The sequence below is a fragment of the Anaeromyxobacter dehalogenans 2CP-1 genome (assembly GCF_000022145.1).
Taxonomy (GTDB): Bacteria; Myxococcota; Myxococcia; order Myxococcales; family Anaeromyxobacteraceae; genus Anaeromyxobacter; species Anaeromyxobacter dehalogenans.
The window spans coordinates 3,474,500-3,495,466 of record NC_011891.1; the positions used below are offsets into that span (position 1 = coordinate 3,474,500).

Sequence of the window (20,967 nt, forward strand, 5' to 3'; positions counted from 1 at the left end):
CGGCGCCCGCCCGTCCGGCTGCGCAGCGGGCGCCCGTCGCCTGCCGTGCGGATCGGCTCGCCGCGCGGGGGAGGTGCCGGCGGCGCGCGCCGGCACGAAGCTTCGGGGGGCGGGCGCGCGAGGAGGCGCGCCCGGAGGGGAGGCCAGGGGTGCACGCAGGGCGGATGGCGCTCGGCCTCGCGGTGGCCGCCGCGCTCGCGGGCGTCACGCCGCGCGCGGGGGCGGACGACGGCGGCGCGGCCGGCGCCGTCACCGGCGCGTTCGGCGGGCCCGTGGTGGCGCCGCTCCCGGCGGACGGCGCGCGGCTGGCGGGCGCCGCGTTCATGGGCTACCGCGGGCGCGACGGCCAGTCCACGGGGGCGGTGCTCACCGTCGCGCCCTGGCGCGCCGTGTTCCTCCGAGCCGGGGGAGAGCTCACCCCGTGGTCCCAGGACGGCGGCGTGCGCCTGCTGTGGGGCGCCGGCCTCGAGTCCGCCCGGCCCGGGACCGCGTTCCTGCACGTGCACGACTGGGGCCCGGTGCGGCCCGGCGAGCAGTTCACGCTCCGTCACGCCGAGGCCAGCGCCGGGTACAAGCTTCCGGCGGGGTGCCTGGGCCCGCTCTGCGTCGCGCCCGCCGTCTACGCCACCGTGCCGTTCGACGGCGGTCCGTACGCCGGCGCCCGCGCGGCGCTCACGCTGTGGGGGAGCTGGTACGTGATGGGCGCCTTCGGCCGGACGGTGCCCGGGGTGCTCGACCGGGCCCGGGACGCGGCGCCGGCGCCCGCGTGGCGGCTCGGCTGGTCGCTGGGGCGGTGGAGCGGCCGGGCGGGCGCGCTGTTCGTCACGTACCGTGACGAGCTCGCGCTCGACCGGCTGCGCACCCCCGGCGTGAAGGATCGGCAGGGGCGCGGGGCGCTCATGGCGGGGGCGGTGTGGACCCGCTGATCCGGCCCGCGATGGCCGCCGCGCTCGCCGTGGCGTGCGGGTGCGGCCTGCTCTCGCCGGGCGAGCCGCCCGCCGCGCCCACCGCGCCGGTGCCCGGGTGGACGGCGCCGGACGCCCCCATCCCGGCGCCGCCGCCGCCCGCCGGCGTGGCGCCGGAGGCGCCGCTCCCCGGCTACGCGCTCGCGTGGCACGACGAGTTCGACGGGACGGCGGTGGACCCGGCGCGCTGGAACGTGGAGGCCCGCCACTGGCGCGACGCGCTCAACGACCCGGCGGCGGTCACCGTGCAGGATGGCCTGCTGCGGATCACGACCTTCACCGACGAGGCCGGCGTCCACCACACCGGATATCTCCAGACGGTCGGCCTGTTCGAGCTGACCTACGGCTACCTGGAGGCGCGCATCCGCTTCCACGAGGTGCCCGGCACCTGGTGCGCGTTCTGGCTCTACCCGGAGACGTACGGCCACCCCATCGGCGACCCCGGCACCGCCGGCGTGGAGATCGACGTCGTGGAGCACCGGGTGGTGGACGGCGGCGGCTGGAACGTGCGCGACCTGGTGATGTCGGGCATCAACTGGGACGGCTTCGGCCCGGACTGGAAGAAGGTGCACCGGACCCAGCCGCCGCCCGACGGCGGGCCGGTGTGGGGCGCGTGGCGCACCTTCTCGGTCCTCTGGACGCCCGCGGGCTACACGTTCTACGTGGACCAGCAGCCGCTCTGGAGCACCTCGGCCGCGGTGTCGCACCGGTCCCAGCCCATCTACCTCACCTGCGAGGTGAAGCAGCGGAGCTGGGCCGGGACGATCCCCGCCGGCGGCTACGGACCCGCGGCGACGAGCGACGACTTCATGGAGGTGGACTGGGTGCGCGCGTGGCAGCCGGCGCCCTGACCGCGCGCCATCGGCTCACGGGGCCGGCGCCCGCGCCGCCGCGCGGATCCGGTCGCGCGCGGCGAAGCCGGGCCTCCCGGCCGGGCGGGCGATGGGCGCGCCCCCGACGCGGGACGCCGGCGCCGCCCCGGCCCTCGGGGCCGGCGCCTCCTCCTCGCGCAGGAGCCGGACCAGCGCCGCCTCGACCCGGTGCAACCCGCGCGTCACGGCCACGCCGACCTCGTCCGGCGCGTAGCAGCAGCCGATCACCTTCCCCCGCCCGAACGCCTGCAGCACGGCCGGGCTCACGTACGAGGCGCGCGCCACCGACGGCGTGTTGCCGAGCCTGCCCGCGACGACCTTCACCGCGGCGACCTCGAGCTGCCGCCGGCTGGTCCGACCCGGGACGATCTCCCGCTCCCGCCGCGCCAGCTCGCTCGCGCAGAGCACCGTGCCGGCCCAGGTCCGGAAGTCCTTCGCGGTGAACGGCGCCCCCGCCGCCTCGCGCAGGTACGCGTTCAGGTGGCGGCGCCGCACGTCCACCACCTCGCCCTCCTCCTCGAACTTGAACACGTCGCGCCCCGGCACTCGCAGCAGCGTGCGCACCAGCCGCGCCACCGGCGCGTCCTCCAGCTCGCGCACCTGCCGCTTGCCGGACTTGCCGCGGTAGTCGAACACGAGCCGGTCGCCCTGCACGCGCACGTGCCGGGGCCGGACCGTGGTGAGCCCGTAGCTCCCGTGCTCGCGCGCGTACGCCTCGCTGCCCGGCCGCATCGGGCAGGTGGCGAGGATCCGCACCATCGCCGCGAGCACCCGCTCCCGCCCCAGGCCGCGGCGGCGCAGGTCGCGGGTCACGCGCGCGCGGATCCTCGGGAGCGCGGCGGCGAAGCGGAGCAGCCGCCGGTACTTCGCCCCGGAGCGGCGGCGCATGAACTCCGGGTGATAGCGGTACTGCCAGCGTCCGGCGCGATCCCGGCCGATCGCCTGCAGCTTGGCGCCGGCGACCGGGCTGACCCGCACGTCCGTCCACGCCGGCGGCAGCGCGAGGCGCCGCGCGCGCTCGGCGTCCTCCGCGGCCGCCGGGCGGCCGTCCGGGCGGACCCAGCGGAACCCGGTGCGCGGCGTGCCGGCGCGGCGCAGCCCGATCTCCTGGAGCCTCTCGATGGCGCGCATCCCCTCCACGGATGCGCACCTCCGGCCCGCGCGGCACGCCCGGCGCTGGACGCTCCCGGCGCCCTGGGGTATCCGGATCGAGGAGCCCGGACGCTGCGCCCGGGCTGGAGCCCCATGCGCCCCACCGACACCACCTGCGAGCACCTCCTCCCCCTCTCCACCGATCCCGCGCTGCGGCGCCGCTTCATGGTGCTGAAGGATCCCATCCCCGGGAACTTCCGCTTCGGCGTGCTGCTGGAGGTGCTCGACCGGCTGGCCGCCGACACCGCCATGGCGTACGCGCAGCGCTTCCAGCCCGGCGCGAGGGTGGTGACCGCCGCGCTCGACGAGATCGTGGTCCGCCGCGTGGCCGACGTGACGCGGGACGTGCGCTGCCTGGCCCGCATCAACCACGTCGGCCGGACGTCGATGGAGGTCGGGATCCGGGTGGAGTCCGCGCCGGACCGAGCGCACCTCGCCTCCTGCTACTTCACCATGGTGGCGCGCGACGGCGACGGCCCGGGCGCCCGCAGCGTCGCGGTCCCGCCGCTCGAGCTGGCGGACGACGTCGAGCGGGTGCGCGCCGCCCGCGCCGCCGCACGCCGGGCCGCGTACCGCCGCGAGCAGGACAGCCTGGTGGAGCCGCCCTCGCGCGACGAGTTCCTGCTGCTGTCCGCGCTGCACCGCGAGCAGGAGGCGCCCGGCTTCGCGGGCGTCCGGGCACGCGACGTGGTCACCGAGACCTGGGAGCGCACCTACCCCGAGCAGGAGAACCTCTCGGCGGTGATCTTCGGCGGCTACATCATGCGCCGCGCGTACGAGCTGGCGTCGATCTGCGCCGAGCGCGTGGCGCTCGACCGCCCGGTGATGGCGGCCGTGAACCGGGTGAACTTCTTCCACCCGGTCCAGATCGGCGACAAGCTCCACCTCACCAGCCGCGTGGTCTACACCGACGGCGCCATGGTCTGCATCGAGACCGGCATCGAGCGGATCAGCCGGGACCGCAGCGCCCGCGCGCTCTCCAACTCGTGCCGCTTCACGTTCGTGAACATCGACCGCGACCTGCGGCCGGTCCCGGTGCCCACGCTGCACCCGTCCGACTACGCCGAGGACGCGCGCTACCTGGCCGCGCGGCGCGACCTGCGCGGCCTGGAGGAGCGCAGCGCGAAGGGCTGGCTGCTCTCCTACCTGGCCGGCGCCCAGCGGGGCTGAGCGGGCGCGCCGCCGCCCCCGGGCAGGACGGGGGCTGGCGCGCGCGCCGGCCGGGGCGCACCGTCGTCCGGGAGGAACTTACATGCACCGCACCCTCGCAGCGTTCGCACCCTTCGCGGCAGCCGCCGCCCTGCTCGCCGCCCCGGCGCCCGCCCGGGCGTTCTTCTCGCTCGAGCTCCACTACGGCGTCGAGCGCGCCGACGCGACCAGCCTGAAGCACGGCCTCGACGCCGCGCTGTCCGACACGGCGCGCCTCAAGAACTCCGCCCAGATCGTGGGCGGGCTCGCCACGCTCAAGCTCGGCGTCCTCGAGCTCGGCGCGGTGGCGGACCGGACCTGGAAGAAGGACGGGCCCAGCATCACCGCGGTCGGCGGCCTGGCCGGCCTCGGCTTCGACGTCGGCGCGATCCGCCTCGAGGCGCTCGGCGAGGCCGGCGGCCGCCGCTACGGCGACTTCCTGAAGGACCCTGCGGTGATCACCCGCGGGTCCAACGCCGAGTGGCTCGCCTACGTGGGCGTGCGCCCGGGCATCGCGTACCGCGCCGAGCTGGGCGGCGGCCTCGGGTTCCTCATCGGCGTCTGGGGCTTCGCGCGGTGGGACGTGACGAGCAAGAACGTCCCGGTGACCGTCCGCCCGTCCGAGGGCGGCCCGGACACGAGCGCCGAGTACGAGCTCGGCGGGGTGACGTTCGGCGCGACCGGTCGCGTCGGGATCGACTTCTGACGGGGCTGCGCCCCGCGGGCGCGGCCGGCGCAGCCCGGGCGGCACACCCGCCCGGGCTGCGCTAGGATGTGCGTTCCGGCCACCGAGGAACGCATGCCCTACAGAACGGACGACCTCCGCATCCGCGGGATCAAGGAGCTCGCCCCGCCGTCGCACCTGATCCGCGAGTTCCCCTGCACCGAGAAGGCGTCGGCCGTCGTCCACGGCGCGCGCCAGGCCATCCACCGGATCCTCCACGGGATGGACGACCGCCTGGTCGTGGTGGTGGGCCCCTGCTCGATCCACGACACGAAGGCGGCGAAGGAGTACGCCGCGCGGCTCCTGGACGAGCGCGTGCGCCACGCGGAGGACCTCGAGGTCGTGATGCGCGTCTACTTCGAGAAGCCGCGCACCACGGTCGGCTGGAAGGGGCTCATCAACGACCCGGGCCTCGACAAGACCTACGACATCAACCGCGGCCTGCGCGTCGCGCGCGAGCTCCTGCTGGACGTGGGCGAGATCGGCGTGCCGGCCGGCTGCGAGTACCTCGACATGATCACGCCGCAGTACATCGCGGACCTGGTCTCCTGGGGCGCGATCGGCGCGCGCACCACCGAGAGCCAGGTGCACCGCGAGCTCGCCTCCGGCCTCTCCTGCCCGGTCGGCTTCAAGAACGGCACCGACGGCAACGTCGCCATCGCGATCGACGCCATCAAGGCGGCGCAGCAGCCGCACCACTTCCTGTCGGTGACGAAGGGCGGCCACTCGGCCATCGTCTCCACCAACGGGAACGAGGACTGCCACATCATCCTGCGCGGCGGGCGCGCCCCGAACTACGACGCCGCCAGCGTGGACGCCGCCTGCCAGGAGATCGGCAAGGCCGGCCTGGCGCAGCGGCTCATGATCGACGCGAGCCACGCGAACAGCCAGAAGAAGCCGGAGAACCAGATCCCGGTCTGCGCGAACGTGGCGGCGCAGGTGGCCGGTGGGGAGGTCCGCGTGGTGGGCGTCATGATCGAGAGCCACCTCGTGGCCGGGCGGCAGGACCTGAAGGTCGGCAAGCCGCTCACCTACGGGCAGAGCGTCACCGACGGCTGCCTGGGCTGGGAGGACACGGTGCGCGTGCTGGACGGCCTCGCGGCCGCGGTGCGCGACCGCCGGGTGAAGGAGGCGGGCTTCAACGGCGGCGCCGAGGCCGCGCCCGCCTGATCCCCCGCGCGGCGGAGGCGCGCGATCCTCCATGCGCGGCGACGGCCGAAAGGCTATGGTGCCGCGCTTGAGCCCGACCTTTGCAGACCTGAACCTCTCCGAGAAGACGCTCCAGGCGCTGGAGCGCGCCGGCTTCGAGCACCCCACGCCCATCCAGGCGCAGGCCATCCCGCCCGCGCTGGGCGGCCGCGACGTGATCGGCGCCGCCGCGACCGGCACCGGCAAGACCGCCGCGTTCCTGCTCCCCATCATCGAGCGGCTGGGCGGGGGAGCGCCGGCGCCGAAGGATCGCCCGGCGGCCGCGCACGGCAAGCCCGGACCGCGCGCGCTGGTGCTCGCGCCCACGCGCGAGCTGGCGGTCCAGATCGCCGGCGAGCTGGACCGGTTCGGCCGCGGGCGCCACGTCCGCGGCGCGCTGGTGATCGGCGGCGTGGGGATGGGCGCGCAGAGCGCGGCGCTGCGCGACCACGAGGTGATCGTGGCCACCCCCGGACGCCTGGTGGACCACCTGCAGCAGGGCACCGCGCGGCTGGACGGCCTCGAGGTGCTGGTGCTGGACGAGGCCGACCGGATGCTGGACATGGGCTTCGCGCCCCAGCTGAAGCGGATCCTCGCCCGCGTCCCCAAGGTCCGCCAGACCCTGCTGTTCTCGGCGACCATGGCCGGCGAGGTGGCCGAGTTCGCGCGCGCGCACCTGCGCGATCCGGTGCGGGTCGAGGTGGCGCGGAGCGGCACGCTCGCCGAGCGGGCCGAGCAGCGGGTGTTCCTGCCCGAGCAGCGGGAGAAGCTGCCGCTCCTCATGGCGCTGCTGGAGGAGGACGACCTGTCCACGCTCGTGTTCACCCGCACCAAGCGGCGCGCCGACAAGGTGGCGAAGGCGCTGCAGCGGGCCGGGCACAAGGTGGCGCGCATCCACGCCGACCGCTCGCAGGCGCAGCGCCGCATGGCGCTGGAGGGCTTCCGCGACGGCCAGTACCGCGTGCTCGTCGCCACCGACATCGCGGCGCGCGGCATCGACGTGGCGGAGATCGGCCACGTGGTGAACTTCGACCTGCCGCACGTGCCGGAGGACTACGTGCACCGGGTCGGGCGGACCGCGCGCATGGCCGCGAGCGGCCGGGCCTCCGCGTTCGCCTCGCCGGAGGAGCTCGACCTCCTCCGCGACATCGAGCGGCTCACCCGCGCCCCCATCCCGCGCGCCGAGGTGCCGCGCGAGCACGCCACCTTCCAGGCGGAGCTCCAGCGGGCCGACGCGGCGCAGGCGAACCCGGGCCCGGGCGCGCGCCCGGCCGGCATGAACCGCAACCGCCGGCGCGCCGCGGCGCACCGCGATCGGCTGGCGGGCGGCAAGGGCGCGGAGGGCGCCGCCACCGCGGGCGAGCGGGCAACGCGCGCGCAGCCCGCGGCGTCCGCCCCGCGACGGAGCGCGCCCGCCGCCGCCGGCGCGGGCTCGAAGCCGCGCCGCGTCGGCTCGTGGGGCCCGAAGAAGCGCCGCTAGGCGCGCTCCTCGGTCGCCGGCGCGCGCCCGCGCTCCCGCCCCGCCGCGGCCACCGCGGCGAGCAGCGCCTCCAGGTCGGCCGGCTTGACGAAGTGGTGCCGGAACCCGGCGGCGGCGCTGCGCGCGCGGTCGTTCGGCTGGCCGTAGCCGCTGACACCGATCACCACCGGGGCCGCCTCGCCCAGGCGCCGCCGGAGCTGGACCGCGAGCTCGTAGCCGTCGAGCACCGGAAGGCCGATGTCGAGGAGGGCGACGTCGGGCCGGAACCGTACGGCCAGCTCGAGCCCGCGCCCGCCGTCGCCCGCCACCCGGACCTCGTGCCCGGCGTGCGCGAGCACGTCGGCGAGCAGCTCCGCCGCGTCCTCGTTGTCGTCCACCACCAGGATCCGCAGCGGCGCGGCGGCGGCCGCGGCGGCGGGGCGCGGCGCCGGGGGCGAGGCGGCCGGGGCCCGCGGGGCGGCGGGCAGCTCCACCACGAACGTGCTCCCCTTGCCCGGCCCCTCGCTGCACGCCTCCACCCGGCCGCCGTGCAGCTCCACCAGGCTCCGCACCAGCGCGAGGCCGATGCCGAGCCCGCCCTGCGGGCGATCCTGGCCCTGCGGCGCCTGCACGAACGGCTCGAAGATGCGGGAGCGGAGCTCGGGCGCGAGCCCGCGGCCGTCGTCCCGGACCGCCAGCTCCACCTCGGCGCCGCGCAGCGCCGCCCGGACCCCGATGTGGCCGCGGGGCGGCGTGTACCGGGCCGCGTTGGTGAGCAGGTTCGCGACCACCTGCGCGAGCCGGTGCGGGTCGCCGACCACCGCGAGGCCCTCCGGCACGTCGACCGTGAGCCGGTGCGAGCGCTCCTCCACGAGGGGCGTCGCCATCTCCACCGCGCGCGCGACGAACGACCGGACCTCGATGCGCTCCGGCTGCAGCTCGACCTTGCCGCGGGTGATCCGCGAGACGTCGAGCAGGTCGTCCACCAGCCGCACCAGGTGATCCACCTGCCGGCGGATGACGGCGTGCTCGCGCGTCCCGCCGCTCCCGCCGAGATCCTGCAGCTCCAGCGCGGTCACGATGGGCGACAGCGGGTTGCGCAGCTCGTGGCCGAGCATGGCCAGGAACTCGTCCTTGGTCCGGCTGGCCGCCTCGGCCTCGGCGCGGGCGGCCTCGGCGACCGCGAGGTGCTGGTCGCGCTCCCGCTCGCGCGCGGCGAGCAGGTCCGCGGACCGCTCGAGCGCCTCGCCCAGCCGCGCCACCTCCGCGATCCCCTCCGCCTCGACCCGCGGGCGGGCGCCGCGGGCGAGCGCCTCGGCGGACGCTGCCGCGGAGGCGATGGCGCGGTTGAACCGGCCCGCCGCCAGGAACGCGCCGCCCGCGCTCACGAGCAGCACCGCCGCGCCCAGCGCCGCGATGGTGAGCACCGAGCGCCGGGTGGCGCCGTCCAGCATGTCCACCGGCGCCACCACCGCTGCGGTCCAGCCGGCGCGCGCCGAGTGGCCGAACGCGACGTACGAGCGCCCGCCGTCGAGGTTGGTGTCGCGGTACACGCCCTCGCCGCCCGCGCGGGCGGCCTCCAGGAAGCGCGGCGACGCGGGCTGTCCCACGAAGCGCTCCGGCGACCGGCTCCGCGCCACCACCGTGCCGGACCGGTCCACCAGCGTTCGGATCCAGGGGTTCTCGCCGGTCCCGGGCACCCGCACGAGATCGCGCAGCGCCTCCGCCGGGATGAGCGCGCTCAGCACGTGCCGCACCCGTCCCCGGTGCATCAGCGGGAGCCGCGCGGCGACCAGGAGCGCGCCGTCCGGGCCGGTGAAGACGTCGCCCAGCACCGGCTCGCCGGTCCCGACCGCCTCCGCCAGGCTGCGAGGGTCGCGCGGCGGCGCCGTGGCCGCGACCGAGGTCCTCCGCGTGTCGAGCAGCCGCAGCCCGTCCGGCCTCGCGAGGATCACCGCGTGCCAGGTGGGCTGCGTCCGGAGCACGCGCACCGCGTCCTCGCGGAAGCCATCCAGGTCGCCGCGCTCCAGGCGCTCGGACCCGCCGAGCGCCTGCAGCGCCCGGAACGTGGCGGTGGTCTCGCGGTCCACGCCCTCGGCCAGCGTGCGCGCGTCGGCGACCAGGCGCTGCCGGTTCGCCTCGCGCTCGCCCGCCGCCAGCCGGCTCAGCGTCGCGGCGGAGAACAGCGCCACCGGCAGCAGCGCGCCCGCGGTGAGACCCACGAGGCGCCACCTGAACCGCATGACCCGGGCAGGGCGGCGCCGGAGCGCCCTGGGGCGAAGAGACCGCACGCGTGACCGATAGGGCGCCGGCCCCCCGCCTCCCACGCTCAGGCGGGGCTTCACCCATCGTCAATTCCGACGCGCGCACGCCCCACCCTCGCCGCGGGGGCGAGCGGAGCGTCCGGGTGGCGTGCGCCGGGCCGGCGGGCTCAGCCGACGATGGACACGGACAGCTCGGCCCCGGTGCAGACGATCCGGGCGGAGCGCGTGGTGCCCTTGGTCGCGGTGACCGCGCCCAGCCGCAGGTCGCCCGCGGTCCAGTCGGACCCGAGCGCCTTCAGCAGGTCGTCCCGGGCGCGGTCGCAGCCGGCCGCGGGCGACGGGGCGGTCAGCGTCACGGTGCGGACGCTGGGACGCGCCACCGCGCCCGCGATCGACAGCTCCTCGAAGCGGTAGCCGGCGATCTCGAGCTGGGTGTGGGCGACCGCGGTGCGGCCGCCCAGGCCCTCCATCAGGCGGGCGTTGGGATCGAGCTTCTCGAGCTGGCCGCGGGCGTCGTCCCACGGGGCGCCGGGGGAGACCGGCAGCTTGGCTTCGAGGGAGCCGCCGGCGGATCCGCGGGCGCAGGCGGCGAGCGTGAAGAGGACGGCGAGGACGGTGGGGGTGCGTACGAGCGAGCTGGACATCGTGCGAGCGTTCTCCTTCGGGTGCGGGGGCGGAATCTACTCCCGCGCCGCCCTTCGCGAAACCCGAATTCGACGACCGGCGGGTCCCCGTGCGGCGCGGCGGCTGCCCCGTTATCGTTGGCACCCGAACTTCCCACCCGGAGGCGTGATGGAGATCGACCCCAAGGCCATCGTCGGCGCGCTCCTGCTGGCCGCGCTGGGCGTGCTCGCCACCGGCCCCGGGCTGTGGAGCGAGAAGTGGGGCTGGGGGTGGCTGCGCCGGAAGGACGAGCGCGGCGAGCGGGAGCGCTGAGACCCGCCGGCCGCGCCTCCCCGGTCAGGCGGCGCGCTTGCCGAGCCGGATCGTCAGCTCGCGGCCGGGCAGGTTCACCGACACCTGGATGTAGCTGAACATCGCGAGCACGAACGCGAACGTGAGCAGCAGGCCCGCGACGTGGTACGCGCCCGCGTAGGAGCCGGTCGAGTCGGCGATGCGGCCGGCCAGCGTCGGCCCGATCACGCCGCCCACGCCCCAGGCCGTGAACAGCAGGCCGTAGTTCACGCCCATGTTCTTCGTGCCCCAGCAGTCCGCCGCGGTGGCGGGGAACAGCGCCAGGCAGGCGCCGTAGCTGAAGCCCACCACGGCCGAGCCGACCACGAACCCGCCGATGGTGCTGAGGTCGGCGAAGAAGAACATGGCGAGCGCCTGCAGCACGCAGACGAGCGCGATGGTGACCGCGCGGCCGATGTAGTCGGAGATCACGCCCGCCACCACGCGGCCGCCCGCGTTGAAGCTGGCGAGCAGCGCCACGAACACCGAGCCGGCCTGGATGGCGTTCCCGGACTGGACCGCCACGATCTTGGCCATGTGCCCGATGATCATGAGGCCGGCGGTGGCGGCGCAGGCGTACTGCGCGTACAGGGTCCAGAACATCGGCGTGCGGACCGCGTCGCGCCAGCCCACGTCCGCGTGCGCCGCCGCCGCCGGCCCGGCCGCGGCCGCCCTCGGCTTCACGTGGCCCGGGGGCGGGTTGCGGATGAGCTGCGAGAACGCGGTCGCCGTCACGAGGAAGGCGACGCCGAGGATCCGGAACGCGTTGCTCACGCCGTAGGTGGCGAGCAGGTGCTTCGAGAGCGGCGCGATGTACACCGGCGCGATGCCGAAGCCCGCCACCACCAGGCCCGTGATGAGCCCCTTCTTCTCCGGCGGGAACCACTTCACAGCGGCCGGGGTGGCGGCCGCGTAGCCGAGCCCGAACCCGGTGCCGGCGAGCAGGCCGAAGCCGATCAGCGCCGGGGCGAGCGCGCCCGGCGACGCGAAGCTCGCCACGATGAGGCCGAGGCCGGTGAGGACGCCGCCGGCGCTCGCCACCATCCGCGGGCCCAGGCGATCCTGCAGCCGGCCGGCCGGGACCATCATCAGCGCGAAGCAGGCGATGGCGAGGGTGTACGGGAGCGTGGCCTGGGTCTTCGTCCAGCCGTAGCCGCCACGCGCGACCGGCTCGACCAGCTGCTTCGAGAACACGCTCCAGGCGTACAGGATCCCCAGGGCGAGGTTCAGCCCCATGCCAGCCAGCGTGACCACCCAGCCGCGTCGGTGCATGGTCCGGCCTCCGGCGGGCCATGGCCGCGCCGGCGTGGTGGACGGCGCGGCCGGGGCGGCCCGCTGACCCCGATTGACCGCGAGATTGATCGTCGATTGGCCGCGATTTGAGCATCATCTCGATCGCGATGTCACGCGCGCGGGCGCGCGCGGGCGCGCCTGCGACCGCATGCCGCGGCGCGGCCTGACGCGGATCCAGCGCGCTCCCCCGAACGCCGGACGATCAGCGGACGGACTGCCGCACCAGCGCGTCGAGGTCGCCGGGGGCGATGCCGGCCTCGTGCAGCACGGCGCCCCAGGTGGCCTTCCCGGCCTGCACCTGCACCAGCCGCGTCAGCTCGGACCGGCCGGTCCGCGCCGAGAGCAGCGTGAGGACGATCAGCTCCTCGCTCCGGGCGCCGGCGGCCCTCGCCTCGCGGAGGCGCGCCGGGTCGGCGCGCAGCCGCTTCACCAGCGTCGCGTCCACGATCACCGCGGCCAGGTCGGCGTCCGACGCCCCGCGCGCGAGCGCCGCCTCGAGGTCCTTGCCCAGCCCCGGCTTGCCGGCCAGCGCCACCTTCCAGCCGCCCTGCCGATCGCGGAGGTCGAGCAGGTCGGCGGCGTCGGCCCCGGTGCGCGCGGCGGCGCCGTGCGCGATCCACAGGTCCTCGGCCGGGCGCCCGCCCATCACCGCCGCGACCAGCTCGCGCTTCGGCGGCCCGTACGCGGCCGACAGGAGGGAGCTCCGGGCGGTGGCGAGGATGTACGGGTCGGCGGCGGCGGGCCGGTCCGGCTCGAAGGTGCGGTCCCGGAAGCAGTGGCAGCCGCCGGTGCCCTCGGCGCGCGCGGCCCCGGGGCTCAGCGTCCCGGACAGCGCGAGGATCAGGGCGACGGCGGGGGCGGCGCGGAGCATGCGGCGCAGGGTAGCCGGGGGCCGGCCGGGGCACAACGGGCCGCCGGCGGCCGGCCGGGCGCCCGGCGGCTTCCGGGGCACGCCCCGGCAGGCGCGCACGCGCCGGGGCGCCGCCGCGGTAATGAGGCGCCCACGCAGGGCGCGCGCCCGCGCCCGGAACCGGAGGCCACCCGTGAAGATCCTCGTCGCCGATGCCTTCCCCGCCGACCGGCTGAAGGACCTCGCCGCGCTCGGGCTCGAGGTGGAGCTGCGCGCCGACGTGCCGGCGAAGGACCTGCCCGCCGCCGTCGCCGGCGCGTCCATCCTCGTGGTGCGGTCGAAGCAGGTGAGCGCGGAGGTGTTCGAGCGCGCGCCGGGGCTGTCGCTGGTGGTCCGCGCCGGCGCGGGGGTGAACACGATCGACGTGGCGGCCGCCTCCCGGCGCGGCGTGTACGTCACCAACTGCCCCGGCCAGAACTCCATCGCCGTCGCCGAGCTCGCCATCGGCCTGCTCGTCGCGCTGGACCGGCGCATCCCGGACAACGTGGCCGCGCTGCGCGCCGGCCGCTGGGACAAGAAGCGCTTCTCCGAGGCGGAGGGGCTCTTCGGCCGCACGCTGGGGATCGCGGGCGTGGGCGCCATCGGGCGCGAGGTGGCGGCCCGGGCCCGCGCGCTCGGGATGCGGGTGGTGGCGTGGTCGCGCTCGCTCGACGACGCGCGGGCGCGGGCGCTCGGGGTGGAGCGCGCGCCGGACCTCCTCGCGCTGGCGCGGGCCAGCGACGCGCTCTCGCTGCACCTGCCGCTCGCGCGCGAGACGCGCGGCGTGATCTCGCGGGACGTCCTGGAGGCGCTCCGCCCCGGCGCGCTGCTGGTGAACACCGCGCGCGCCGAGCTGGTCGATCAGGACGCGCTGCTCGAGCTCGCCACCGCGGGCCGCCTCCGGGTCGGCGCGGACGTGTTCGCGGGCGAGCCGGAGAAGGGGCAGGCCGAGTTCGACAGCCCGCTCGCGAAGCTGCCCGGCGTGTACGGCACGCACCACATCGGCGCCTCCACCGCCCAGGCGCAGGACGCCATCGCGCGCGAGACGGTGCGGATCGTCGAGGCGTTCGTGCGCAGCGGACAGGTGCCGAGCTGCGTGAACGTGGCGCGGAAGACCCCGGCGCGCGCGCGGCTGGTGGTGCGGCACGTGGACCGCGTCGGCGTGATCGCGAACGTGATGGCGCTCATCCGCGAGGCGGGCATCAACGCCCAGGAGATCCGGAACACCGTGTTCGACGAGGCGGTGGCGGCGAGCTGCGCCATCGACCTCGACGAGCGGCCGCCGGAGGCCGTCGTGGAGCGCATCCGCGCCCGCGTCGACGAGATCCTGTTCGTCGGCTGCTTCGACCTCTGATCCCTGCCGGCGGGGCGCCGGGCGGTCCGGCGGGACGTCCGGCGCCTCCCCCACGGCGGGGTCCCCGCGGCGGCGGGTTGACGCGCGCGCGCACGTCCGGGACGCTTGCCGGGTCCCGGCGCGCCGGGGAGCGGGTCGGGGCCCGCGGCGTCGCGCCGACCGGGAGGAGGCCACATGCGCTTCATCGGCTGGAACCTGTTCTTCGCCGCCTGGCTGCTCGTCACCGCCTTCGCGCTCTCCCACAGCGGCCCGTCGATCTTCCTGACCTGCGTCGCGGCGCTCGCCATCGCGGTGCTCGCGTTCGCCTCGCGCGGCCTGCCCAGGCTGCGGCTCGCGATGGCGGTGGTGGCCCTGGTGCTCGGCGGCGCCGCGCTGCTCATGCCGGACCTGTCCGGGCTGGCCCGCCTCAACAACGGCCTGGTGGCGGCGCTGGTGTTCGCGCTGGCGGTGATCCCGGGCCGCGCCGACCTGGTCGGCTCGCGCGCGGGCTGAGCGCGAGGGACGGCGGCGCCGGCTGCTCGCGGCCCGCCGGTCGCGCGGGCCGCGCCGCGCCCGCGGCAGGTCCGGGTCGACACCCCGCCGGCTTGATGCGAGAGTCGTGGGCGCCGGCCCCGACCATGCCCTCCTCGCCCGCCAGCACCGGCCTCGCCGCCCTCGACGCCGTGGTCCAGGGGCTCCGCCCCGGCGACAACGTGGTCTGGCAGGTGGAGTCGGTGGAGGACTACGCGCCGCTGGTCGCGCCGTTCGTGGCCCGCGCGCTGGCCGAGGGGCGCAAGCTCGTCTACTTCCGGTTCGCCCGCCACGCCCAGCTCGTGCCGGACGCGTCCGGCGCGCAGGTCCACCGGCTCAGCCCCGCGCTCGGATTCGAGAGCTTCACCGCCAGCATCCATCGCGTCATCGAGGCCCAGGGCAAGGGCGCCTACTACGTCTTCGACTGCCTCTCCGGGCTGGCCGCCGACTGGTACAGCGACCTCATGCTCGGCAACTTCTTCATGGTCACCTGCCCGTACCTCTACGAGCTGGAGACCGTGACGTACTTCGCGCTGCTGCGCGACGGGCACTCGCACGACGCGGTGGACGCGATCCGCAGCACCACGCAGCTCCTGGTGGACGTGTTCCGGCACCAGGCGGCGCTGCACGTCCATCCGCTCAAGGTGCAGGGGCGCCACTCGCCCACCATGTACCTGCCGCACCGCTGGGAGGGCGACGCGCTCCGGCCGCTCACCGAGAGCGCCGTGGTCGCCGAGGCGCTCGCCGACGCGACCGAGCGCCGGCACGACCCGTTCTCGCGCATCGACGTGTGGGAGCGGCGGTTCCTGCAGGCGCGCGCGGTGGCGGACGACGTGGTGGCCGGCCGACGGCCGTGGGAGGACGGGCAGGAGGCGTTCCGGACGCTGCTGCGGATGATGTTGACGCGCGACGAGCGCTTCACCGAACTGGCGGCGCGCTACCTCGATCTCGACGACCTGTTCGCGATCCGGCGGCGCATGGTCGGGACCGGGCTGGTGGGCGGGAAGGCCGCCGGCATGCTGGTGGCGCGAGCGGTGCTGGAGCGCACCGAGCCCGGCTGGAAGCGGCGCCTGGAGCCGCACGACTCCTGGTTCGTCGGCTCCGACGTCTTCTACACGTACCTGGTGCGGAACGGCCTGTGGCGGGCGCGGCGCGGCCAGCGCTCGCGCGGCGCGTTCCTGGAGGGCGCCGCCGAGGCGCAGGCGCGGATCCTGGCGGGCACGTTCCCGGACTTCGTGCTCCGGCAGTTCGTGCTCATGCTGGAGTCGTACGGGCAGTCGCCCATCATCGTCCGCTCCAGCAGCCTGTTGGAGGACGGCTTCGGCAACGCGTTCACCGGCAAGTACGAGAGCGTGTTCTGCCCGAACCAGGGCTCGCCGGAGGAGCGGCTCGAGGCGCTGCTCGCCGCGGTGAAGACGGTGTACGCGAGCGCCATGAGCGAGGAGGCGCTGCACTACCGCGAGCGCCGGGGCCTGCTCGATCGCGACGAGCAGATGGCGATCCTGGTGCAGCGCGTCTCCGGCGGCGTCCGCGGCAAGTACTTCTACCCGCAGTGCGCGGGCGTGGCGCTCTCCTACAACCCGTACGTGTGGAGCCACCTCATCGACCCGCAGGCCGGCGTGCTGCGGCTGGTGTTCGGCATGGGGACGCGGGCGGTGGACCGCTCCGACGACGACTACACGCGCGTCGTCGCGCTCAACGCGCCGAAGCTCCGCCCCGAGACGAGCCTCGACGAGGTCACCGAGTACGCGCAGCGCCGCGTGGACGTCATCGATCTGGAGGCGAACCGCTTCGCCGCCGAGCGCATCGACGCGGTGGTGCGGGGCAGCCCGGACCTGCCGGTGGACCTGTTCGCCGTGCAGCGGCGCGAGGGCGGCGGCTGGGTGCTCACGTTCGAGAAGCTGCTGTGGGCGACCTCGTTCGTGGCCGAGATGCGGGCCATGCTCGCGATCCTCCGCGACGCCTACCGCTACCCGGTGGACGTCGAGTTCACCGCGAACCAGCTCGCCGGCGGGGAGCTGCGCGTCAACCTGGTGCAGTGCCGGCCGCTGCAGGTGAAGGAGGGCGGGATGCTGCCGCCCCCGCCGCAGGTGCGGACCGACGCGGTGCTGCTCGCGAGCCGCGGGCCGGTGGTGGGCCAGGGCACCCACGCGCCCGTCGACCGGCTGGTGCTCGTGGACCCGGACGTCTACTCGACGCTGTCCACCCAGGATCGGTACGAGGTGGCCCGCGTGGTCGGCCGCGCCGCGCGGCTCCCGACGCCGGCCGAGGGCGGGCGGATCCTGCTGCTCGGCCCCGGGCGCTGGGGCACCACCACGCCGGCGCTGGGCGTGCCGGTCAGCTTCGCCGAGATCCACCGGGTCGCGGCGCTGGGCGAGATCATCGGGATGGGCAACGTGATCCCCGACGTGTCGCTCGGCTCGCACTTCTTCAACGAGCTGGTCGAGGCGGACATGCTCTACCTCGCGCTCTATCCGGGCTACCCCGGCCACGCGCTCGAGGCGGAGCGGTTGCGCATGCAACCGAACCGCCTGCCCGAGCTGCTCCCGGACGACGCGCGGCTGGCCGGCGTGGTGCGGGTGCTCGACTTCCCGGCGGCGCCCGGCGGACCGCGGCTCTGGCTGTACGCGAGCTGCGTCACGCAGGAGGTGCTGGGCTACCTCGCCGACGAGCCCGCCGTCGCCGGCCCTCCCCCGCCGCCCCGCCCGGCGTAGGGACGAACGGGACGCGCCGGACGGGAGCCCCCGGGGGCCCCACGTCCGGCGCGCGGGCGATCACGACCGACCGCCGCGGTCCGCTACCGCATCGACACCTTCCTCGGCGCCTTCGCGCCCACCACGTCGAGCGCGCCCTGCGCCAGCACCTGCGCCTCCTTCACCTTCTCGATCGTGTACCTCGGCGCGTGCACGCCCGACGACCCGTCGGCCGCGACCGTGTCGAGGATGCTCTGCGCCTGGTTCGCCATGAGCGTGGCCTGGCCGAGCTTCGCCGGCGGCAGCTTCGCCCTGGCGATGGCCGGGCGCGCCGCCTCGAGCAGCCGCTTCGCCTCGGCGACGCCCTGCTTCACAGGGCCCTGCCATCCCATCAGCCGGTCGTAGATCTGCTGCTGGTTGGTGAAGTGCAGGTCCTTCGAGAGCTCCGACCGCGTCGGGCTGTGGCAGCCGCCGGCGCTCTCCAGGTCGTCGTCGCCCCAGCTCGTCCGGCCGCAGGCCCACATCAGGTCCACGAACGGCTTCCCGTCCTTCTTCGCGAGCCGCCACGCACCTTCCTTCCAGTTGCGATCCTTCCCCGGCGGCGGATCGAGCGTCTTCGCCTTCGGGTCCACCAGGATCTTGAAGATGTGCGAGGTGCGCTGCGTGTCGAAGCCGGCGACGTCCGTGTACTGGATCGTCCCGAAGTTCTCGCAGCTCATCATGCTCGGCATGTGGCAGCTCGAGCACTTGTTCGCGCCGTGGACGTCGTTGTGGACGAACATGGAGGCCTGCGCCTGGTGGCAGTCCTGGCACTCCTTCTTCAGGCCGGGCACCGTGACCCGCTCGCGCCAGTCGTTCGCGGTCACCTCGTGCGGATCGTGGCACGTGGAGCAGGTCATGCCCGACTCCCAGTGCGCGGTGTAGTAGGCCTGCGAGCCCTCGGTGCCGCACGACGGGCAGCGGCTCTTGAAGTAGGCGTTGAAGGCCTGGCGCGGATCCTTGGCCGCCTCGTCCGCGTTCCAGACGAACCGCTGGTGGCAGCGCTCGCAGTTGGAGGACGCCGAGGCGCGCGCGCCCATGAGGTGCGCGCCGGCGCCGTGGCACTCCTCGCAGCTGATGCCCTTGTTGATCGTGTGCTTGCGCAGCTCCTCCGGCTTGCCCAGCGCCTGGATCAGCTCCTCCTGGCTCTTGAAGTCGAACTTGAACGAGTGGCACACCTCGCAGTACGCGGTGGCCGGCTGGAACATCATGCTCTTGCGGTTCTTCGAGCCGTAGGAGGTGAGGCCCCAGGTCTTGCTCCCGTTGTCGCCGAACTCCTCGAGCTTGGTCGGGAAGCCCGGGACCCAGGTCGCGATCTGCTTCGCCACCTCGGGCGTGAGCGACTCGGCCCAGGTCCGGGAGTGCTGGTTGCCGCCGGCCACCAGCGTGCCGGTGCCGTCGCGGAGCAGCCCGCCCTCGACGTGGTAGGTGCCGCGGACCAGCCACGCGTCCAGGAAGCCGTACTTGGTGCGCGGCGTGCCGATGATCGCGTAGACCGCGTCGGGCGTGATGCCCGGGGGCAGGATGGGCGCCTCGCCGAACTGCGGCCTGGTCAGGTCCTTCGTCTCGACCATCTCGTCCGGGAACCGGACCACCAGGTTGTGGCGGGAGCGCTTCCACTTCTCGTACTGCGCCGGGTGGCACTCGCCGCACTTCTTCGACCCGACGAACTTGTTGGGCAGGTCGAGGATCGACTCCTGCCCGAGGCGGTAGGTGATCGAGGCGTGGTCGCCGGTCTTCTCGGCGTAGGCCTTGCCGCCGCCGAACTCGACGAACTCCTCCTCGCGGTCGCTGATGGTGTACTTGCCGACCAGCCGCCCGTCCTTCTCGTACTTGAAGATGGGGTGGTTCTTCTTCAGGTGGTCGTAGAACGCCTTCTCCTGCTCGACGTAGCCCTGGAGCGTGCGCGGCGAGCCGGGGGCGGCCGGCGCCGCCTCCTTCTCCGCCGCGGACGCCGGCGCCGCCGCCGCCAACGCGAGCGCCGCCGCCGCGACGCCCGCCCTCGACATCCACGTGGATCGCATGCCCAGCTCCCTCTCGTTCGGTGGAATTCAAACGATCCGAACCGGCGCGACCCTAATCTCGGGACACGCACGAGAGGCGTGGGCAAATCGTCTCGACCCGCCGGTGGATGCGGCGCGGCCGCGCGCGGCGGACCGCGTTCACCTGCCGTCTACGCCGGGCCGCGGTCCGCGGCGGCTCGCCGCTACGCGGCGGCCTGCGCGTCCAGCCACACCTCGAGCCCCTGCGCGTTCAGGTCGAGGTCCACCGCGAACAGCTCCAGCGCGGCGGCCGCATCGAGCGGCGCGCCGTGCGCGGCCAGCCCGGCGAGGAGCTGCCCTGCGAGCGCCTCGCGCAGCGCGGCGTGGCGGCCCGGCCCGGGGGGCGCCGCGCGCGCCAGGCGCACGTGCTCGTCGAGGCCGTGACCGAGCGCCGCCGCGTGTCGGGCGATGTCGCCCTCGAGCATGCCGTAGTGGGTGAGGTAGACGCGCTCGGGCGCCTCGGCCAGCATGCGCGCGAGCGTCGCCTTCAGCGCGGGCGGGTCGAGCTGCACCGGCGTGGTGGTGGGGAACAGGAACGGCTCGCCGGCGGAGTCGGTCTCGCGGTAGGAGATGCCGAACGCGTCGCCGGTGAAGAAGCCGCGCGAGCGGGGATCGTGCAGCACCAGGTGGTGCTTCGCGTGCCCGGGCGCGTCCAGCGCGCGCAGCGGCCGGTCGCCCAGGTCGAGCGTGAAGCCGTCCGGCGCCTCGATCACGCGGTCGGCGGGCGCCGGCACGACCTCTCCGTAGAGCGCGCGGACGCGCTCCGCGCCGTACACCTCCGCGGCGCCGGCCATCAGCTTCGACGGGTCGATCATGTGGCGCGCGCCGCGCGGGTGGACGACCAGGCGTGCGCGCGGCAGCGCGCGCAGGAGCGCGCCGGCGCCGGCGGCGTGATCGAGGTGCACGTGCGTCACCACCACGTGCGAGACGTCGTCCGGCCGCAGGCCAGCCGCGGCGACGGCGTCGAGCACGCGCGGGACGGAGCCGGCGGTCCCGGTCTCCACCACCGCGGCCGCGTCGCGGCCGCGCACCAGGTACGCGGCGGCGAGGCGCGGCCGGACGTAGCCGGTGTCGATGAGGTGGACGCCGGGGGCGATCTCGCGGGCGGGCTCGAGGGTCATGGATGCGGGCTCCGGGGAGGTTGGCCGTCCAGCGTAGCGCATCGGGACGCCGCTGCGCGGCGGCGCGCACCCGGCGCCCACACCGGGCGCAGACCTGCGATTTCACGAAAGGTCTCCAGCCCCCTAATGGGCGTTGAGCCCGGCCCGCAGGATCGCCACGATGCGAGGTGAAGCACGCAGCACCTTCCAAGGAGGTCGCATAGCAGCGGAGCAACTGCAGGACACATCGAATGCAGTCGAGGCCGGGTGAGCCGGCCGCA

17 protein-coding genes are annotated in these 20,967 nt (G+C 75.4%); 10 read left to right on the forward strand and 7 right to left on the reverse strand.

Annotated features, from left to right (window positions below):
• The first annotated feature begins 149 nt into the window (after positions 1 to 149).
• Positions 150 to 926, forward strand: coding sequence for a hypothetical protein (locus A2CP1_RS15835; RefSeq protein WP_012634200.1), 777 nt, complete (start codon positions 150 to 152; stop codon positions 924 to 926).
• Entirely contained in the window at positions 914 to 1,816 is a 903-nt protein-coding gene (locus tag A2CP1_RS15840) for a glycoside hydrolase family 16 protein (RefSeq protein ID WP_012634201.1), read from the forward strand. The genes A2CP1_RS15835 and A2CP1_RS15840 overlap by 13 nt, the downstream gene beginning before the upstream one ends.
• A 15-nt stretch (positions 1,817 to 1,831) precedes the next feature.
• Here the strand turns inward: A2CP1_RS15840 and A2CP1_RS15845 are convergent, their stop codons facing one another.
• On the reverse strand, positions 1,832 to 2,968 hold the full coding sequence (locus A2CP1_RS15845) for a DNA topoisomerase IB (RefSeq protein WP_041450694.1): 1,137 nt from the start codon (positions 2,966 to 2,968) through the stop codon (positions 1,832 to 1,834).
• Between the two features lie 114 nt (positions 2,969 to 3,082).
• Between A2CP1_RS15845 and A2CP1_RS15850 the strand changes: the two genes are divergently transcribed.
• The 4 genes from A2CP1_RS15850 (at position 3,083) to A2CP1_RS15865 (ending at position 7,569) form a co-directional block, all read left to right on the forward strand.
• Complete coding sequence (locus A2CP1_RS15850) at positions 3,083 to 4,159, forward strand: acyl-CoA thioesterase (RefSeq protein WP_012634203.1); 1,077 nt, start codon at positions 3,083 to 3,085, stop codon at positions 4,157 to 4,159.
• A gap of 82 nt (positions 4,160 to 4,241) precedes the next feature.
• Entirely contained in the window at positions 4,242 to 4,883 is a 642-nt protein-coding gene (locus tag A2CP1_RS15855) for a hypothetical protein (RefSeq protein ID WP_012527037.1), read from the forward strand.
• A 93-nt stretch (positions 4,884 to 4,976) separates the two neighbouring features.
• Positions 4,977 to 6,071, forward strand: a complete 1,095-nt coding sequence (aroG, locus tag A2CP1_RS15860; protein ID WP_012634204.1) for a 3-deoxy-7-phosphoheptulonate synthase AroG — start codon at positions 4,977 to 4,979, stop codon at positions 6,069 to 6,071.
• A gap of 31 nt (positions 6,072 to 6,102) precedes the next feature.
• The gene (locus A2CP1_RS15865) at positions 6,103 to 7,569 is read left to right on the forward strand and encodes a DEAD/DEAH box helicase (protein WP_012634205.1); all 1,467 of its coding nucleotides are present in this window, start codon (positions 6,103 to 6,105) and stop codon (positions 7,567 to 7,569) included.
• On the opposite strand, the gene A2CP1_RS15870 is transcribed toward A2CP1_RS15865, so the two are convergent.
• Positions 7,566 to 9,770: a hybrid sensor histidine kinase/response regulator gene (locus A2CP1_RS15870; RefSeq protein WP_150106354.1), complete on the reverse strand. Its 2,205-nt coding sequence runs from the start codon at positions 9,768 to 9,770 to the stop codon at positions 7,566 to 7,568. The two genes, A2CP1_RS15865 and A2CP1_RS15870, sit on opposite strands and share 4 nt — an antisense overlap.
• Positions 9,771 to 9,979: 209 nt before the next feature.
• Positions 9,980 to 10,456: a hypothetical protein gene (locus A2CP1_RS15875; protein WP_012527041.1), complete on the reverse strand. Its 477-nt coding sequence runs from the start codon at positions 10,454 to 10,456 to the stop codon at positions 9,980 to 9,982.
• 148 nt (positions 10,457 to 10,604) lie between these two features.
• On the opposite strand from A2CP1_RS15875, the gene A2CP1_RS23495 reads away from it, so the two are divergent.
• On the forward strand, positions 10,605 to 10,748 hold the full coding sequence (locus A2CP1_RS23495) for a hypothetical protein (RefSeq protein ID WP_012527042.1): 144 nt from the start codon (positions 10,605 to 10,607) through the stop codon (positions 10,746 to 10,748).
• A gap of 24 nt (positions 10,749 to 10,772) precedes the next feature.
• Here the strand turns inward: A2CP1_RS23495 and A2CP1_RS15880 are convergent, their stop codons facing one another.
• Both A2CP1_RS15880 and A2CP1_RS15885 read right to left on the reverse strand, forming a co-directional pair.
• The gene (locus A2CP1_RS15880; RefSeq protein ID WP_012634207.1) at positions 10,773 to 12,038 is read right to left on the reverse strand and encodes an L-lactate MFS transporter; all 1,266 of its coding nucleotides are present in this window, start codon (positions 12,036 to 12,038) and stop codon (positions 10,773 to 10,775) included.
• 223 nt (positions 12,039 to 12,261) lie between these two features.
• Positions 12,262 to 12,930: a hypothetical protein gene (locus A2CP1_RS15885; RefSeq protein ID WP_012634208.1), complete on the reverse strand. Its 669-nt coding sequence runs from the start codon at positions 12,928 to 12,930 to the stop codon at positions 12,262 to 12,264.
• A gap of 172 nt (positions 12,931 to 13,102) precedes the next feature.
• Between A2CP1_RS15885 and A2CP1_RS15890 the strand changes: the two genes are divergently transcribed.
• The 3 genes from A2CP1_RS15890 (at position 13,103) to A2CP1_RS15900 (ending at position 17,526) form a co-directional block, all read left to right on the forward strand.
• On the forward strand, positions 13,103 to 14,302 hold the full coding sequence (locus A2CP1_RS15890) for a 3-phosphoglycerate dehydrogenase family protein (RefSeq protein WP_012634209.1): 1,200 nt from the start codon (positions 13,103 to 13,105) through the stop codon (positions 14,300 to 14,302).
• A 174-nt stretch (positions 14,303 to 14,476) separates the two neighbouring features.
• Positions 14,477 to 14,794, forward strand: coding sequence for a hypothetical protein (locus tag A2CP1_RS15895; RefSeq protein ID WP_012634210.1), 318 nt, complete (start codon positions 14,477 to 14,479; stop codon positions 14,792 to 14,794).
• Positions 14,795 to 14,919: 125 nt separating this feature from the next.
• Positions 14,920 to 17,526 carry a PEP/pyruvate-binding domain-containing protein gene (locus A2CP1_RS15900; RefSeq protein WP_012634211.1) on the forward strand — a complete coding sequence of 869 codons (2,607 nt, stop codon included), beginning with the start codon at positions 14,920 to 14,922 and terminating at the stop codon, positions 17,524 to 17,526.
• A gap of 83 nt (positions 17,527 to 17,609) precedes the next feature.
• Here the strand turns inward: A2CP1_RS15900 and A2CP1_RS15905 are convergent, their stop codons facing one another.
• Together A2CP1_RS15905 and A2CP1_RS15910 are read right to left on the reverse strand one after the other, a co-directional pair.
• Positions 17,610 to 19,568: a cytochrome c3 family protein gene (locus A2CP1_RS15905; RefSeq protein ID WP_012634212.1), complete on the reverse strand. Its 1,959-nt coding sequence runs from the start codon at positions 19,566 to 19,568 to the stop codon at positions 17,610 to 17,612.
• 182 nt (positions 19,569 to 19,750) lie between these two features.
• Positions 19,751 to 20,707, reverse strand: a complete 957-nt coding sequence (locus tag A2CP1_RS15910; RefSeq protein WP_012634213.1) for an MBL fold metallo-hydrolase — start codon at positions 20,705 to 20,707, stop codon at positions 19,751 to 19,753.
• Positions 20,708 to 20,967: the final 260 nt, after the last annotated feature.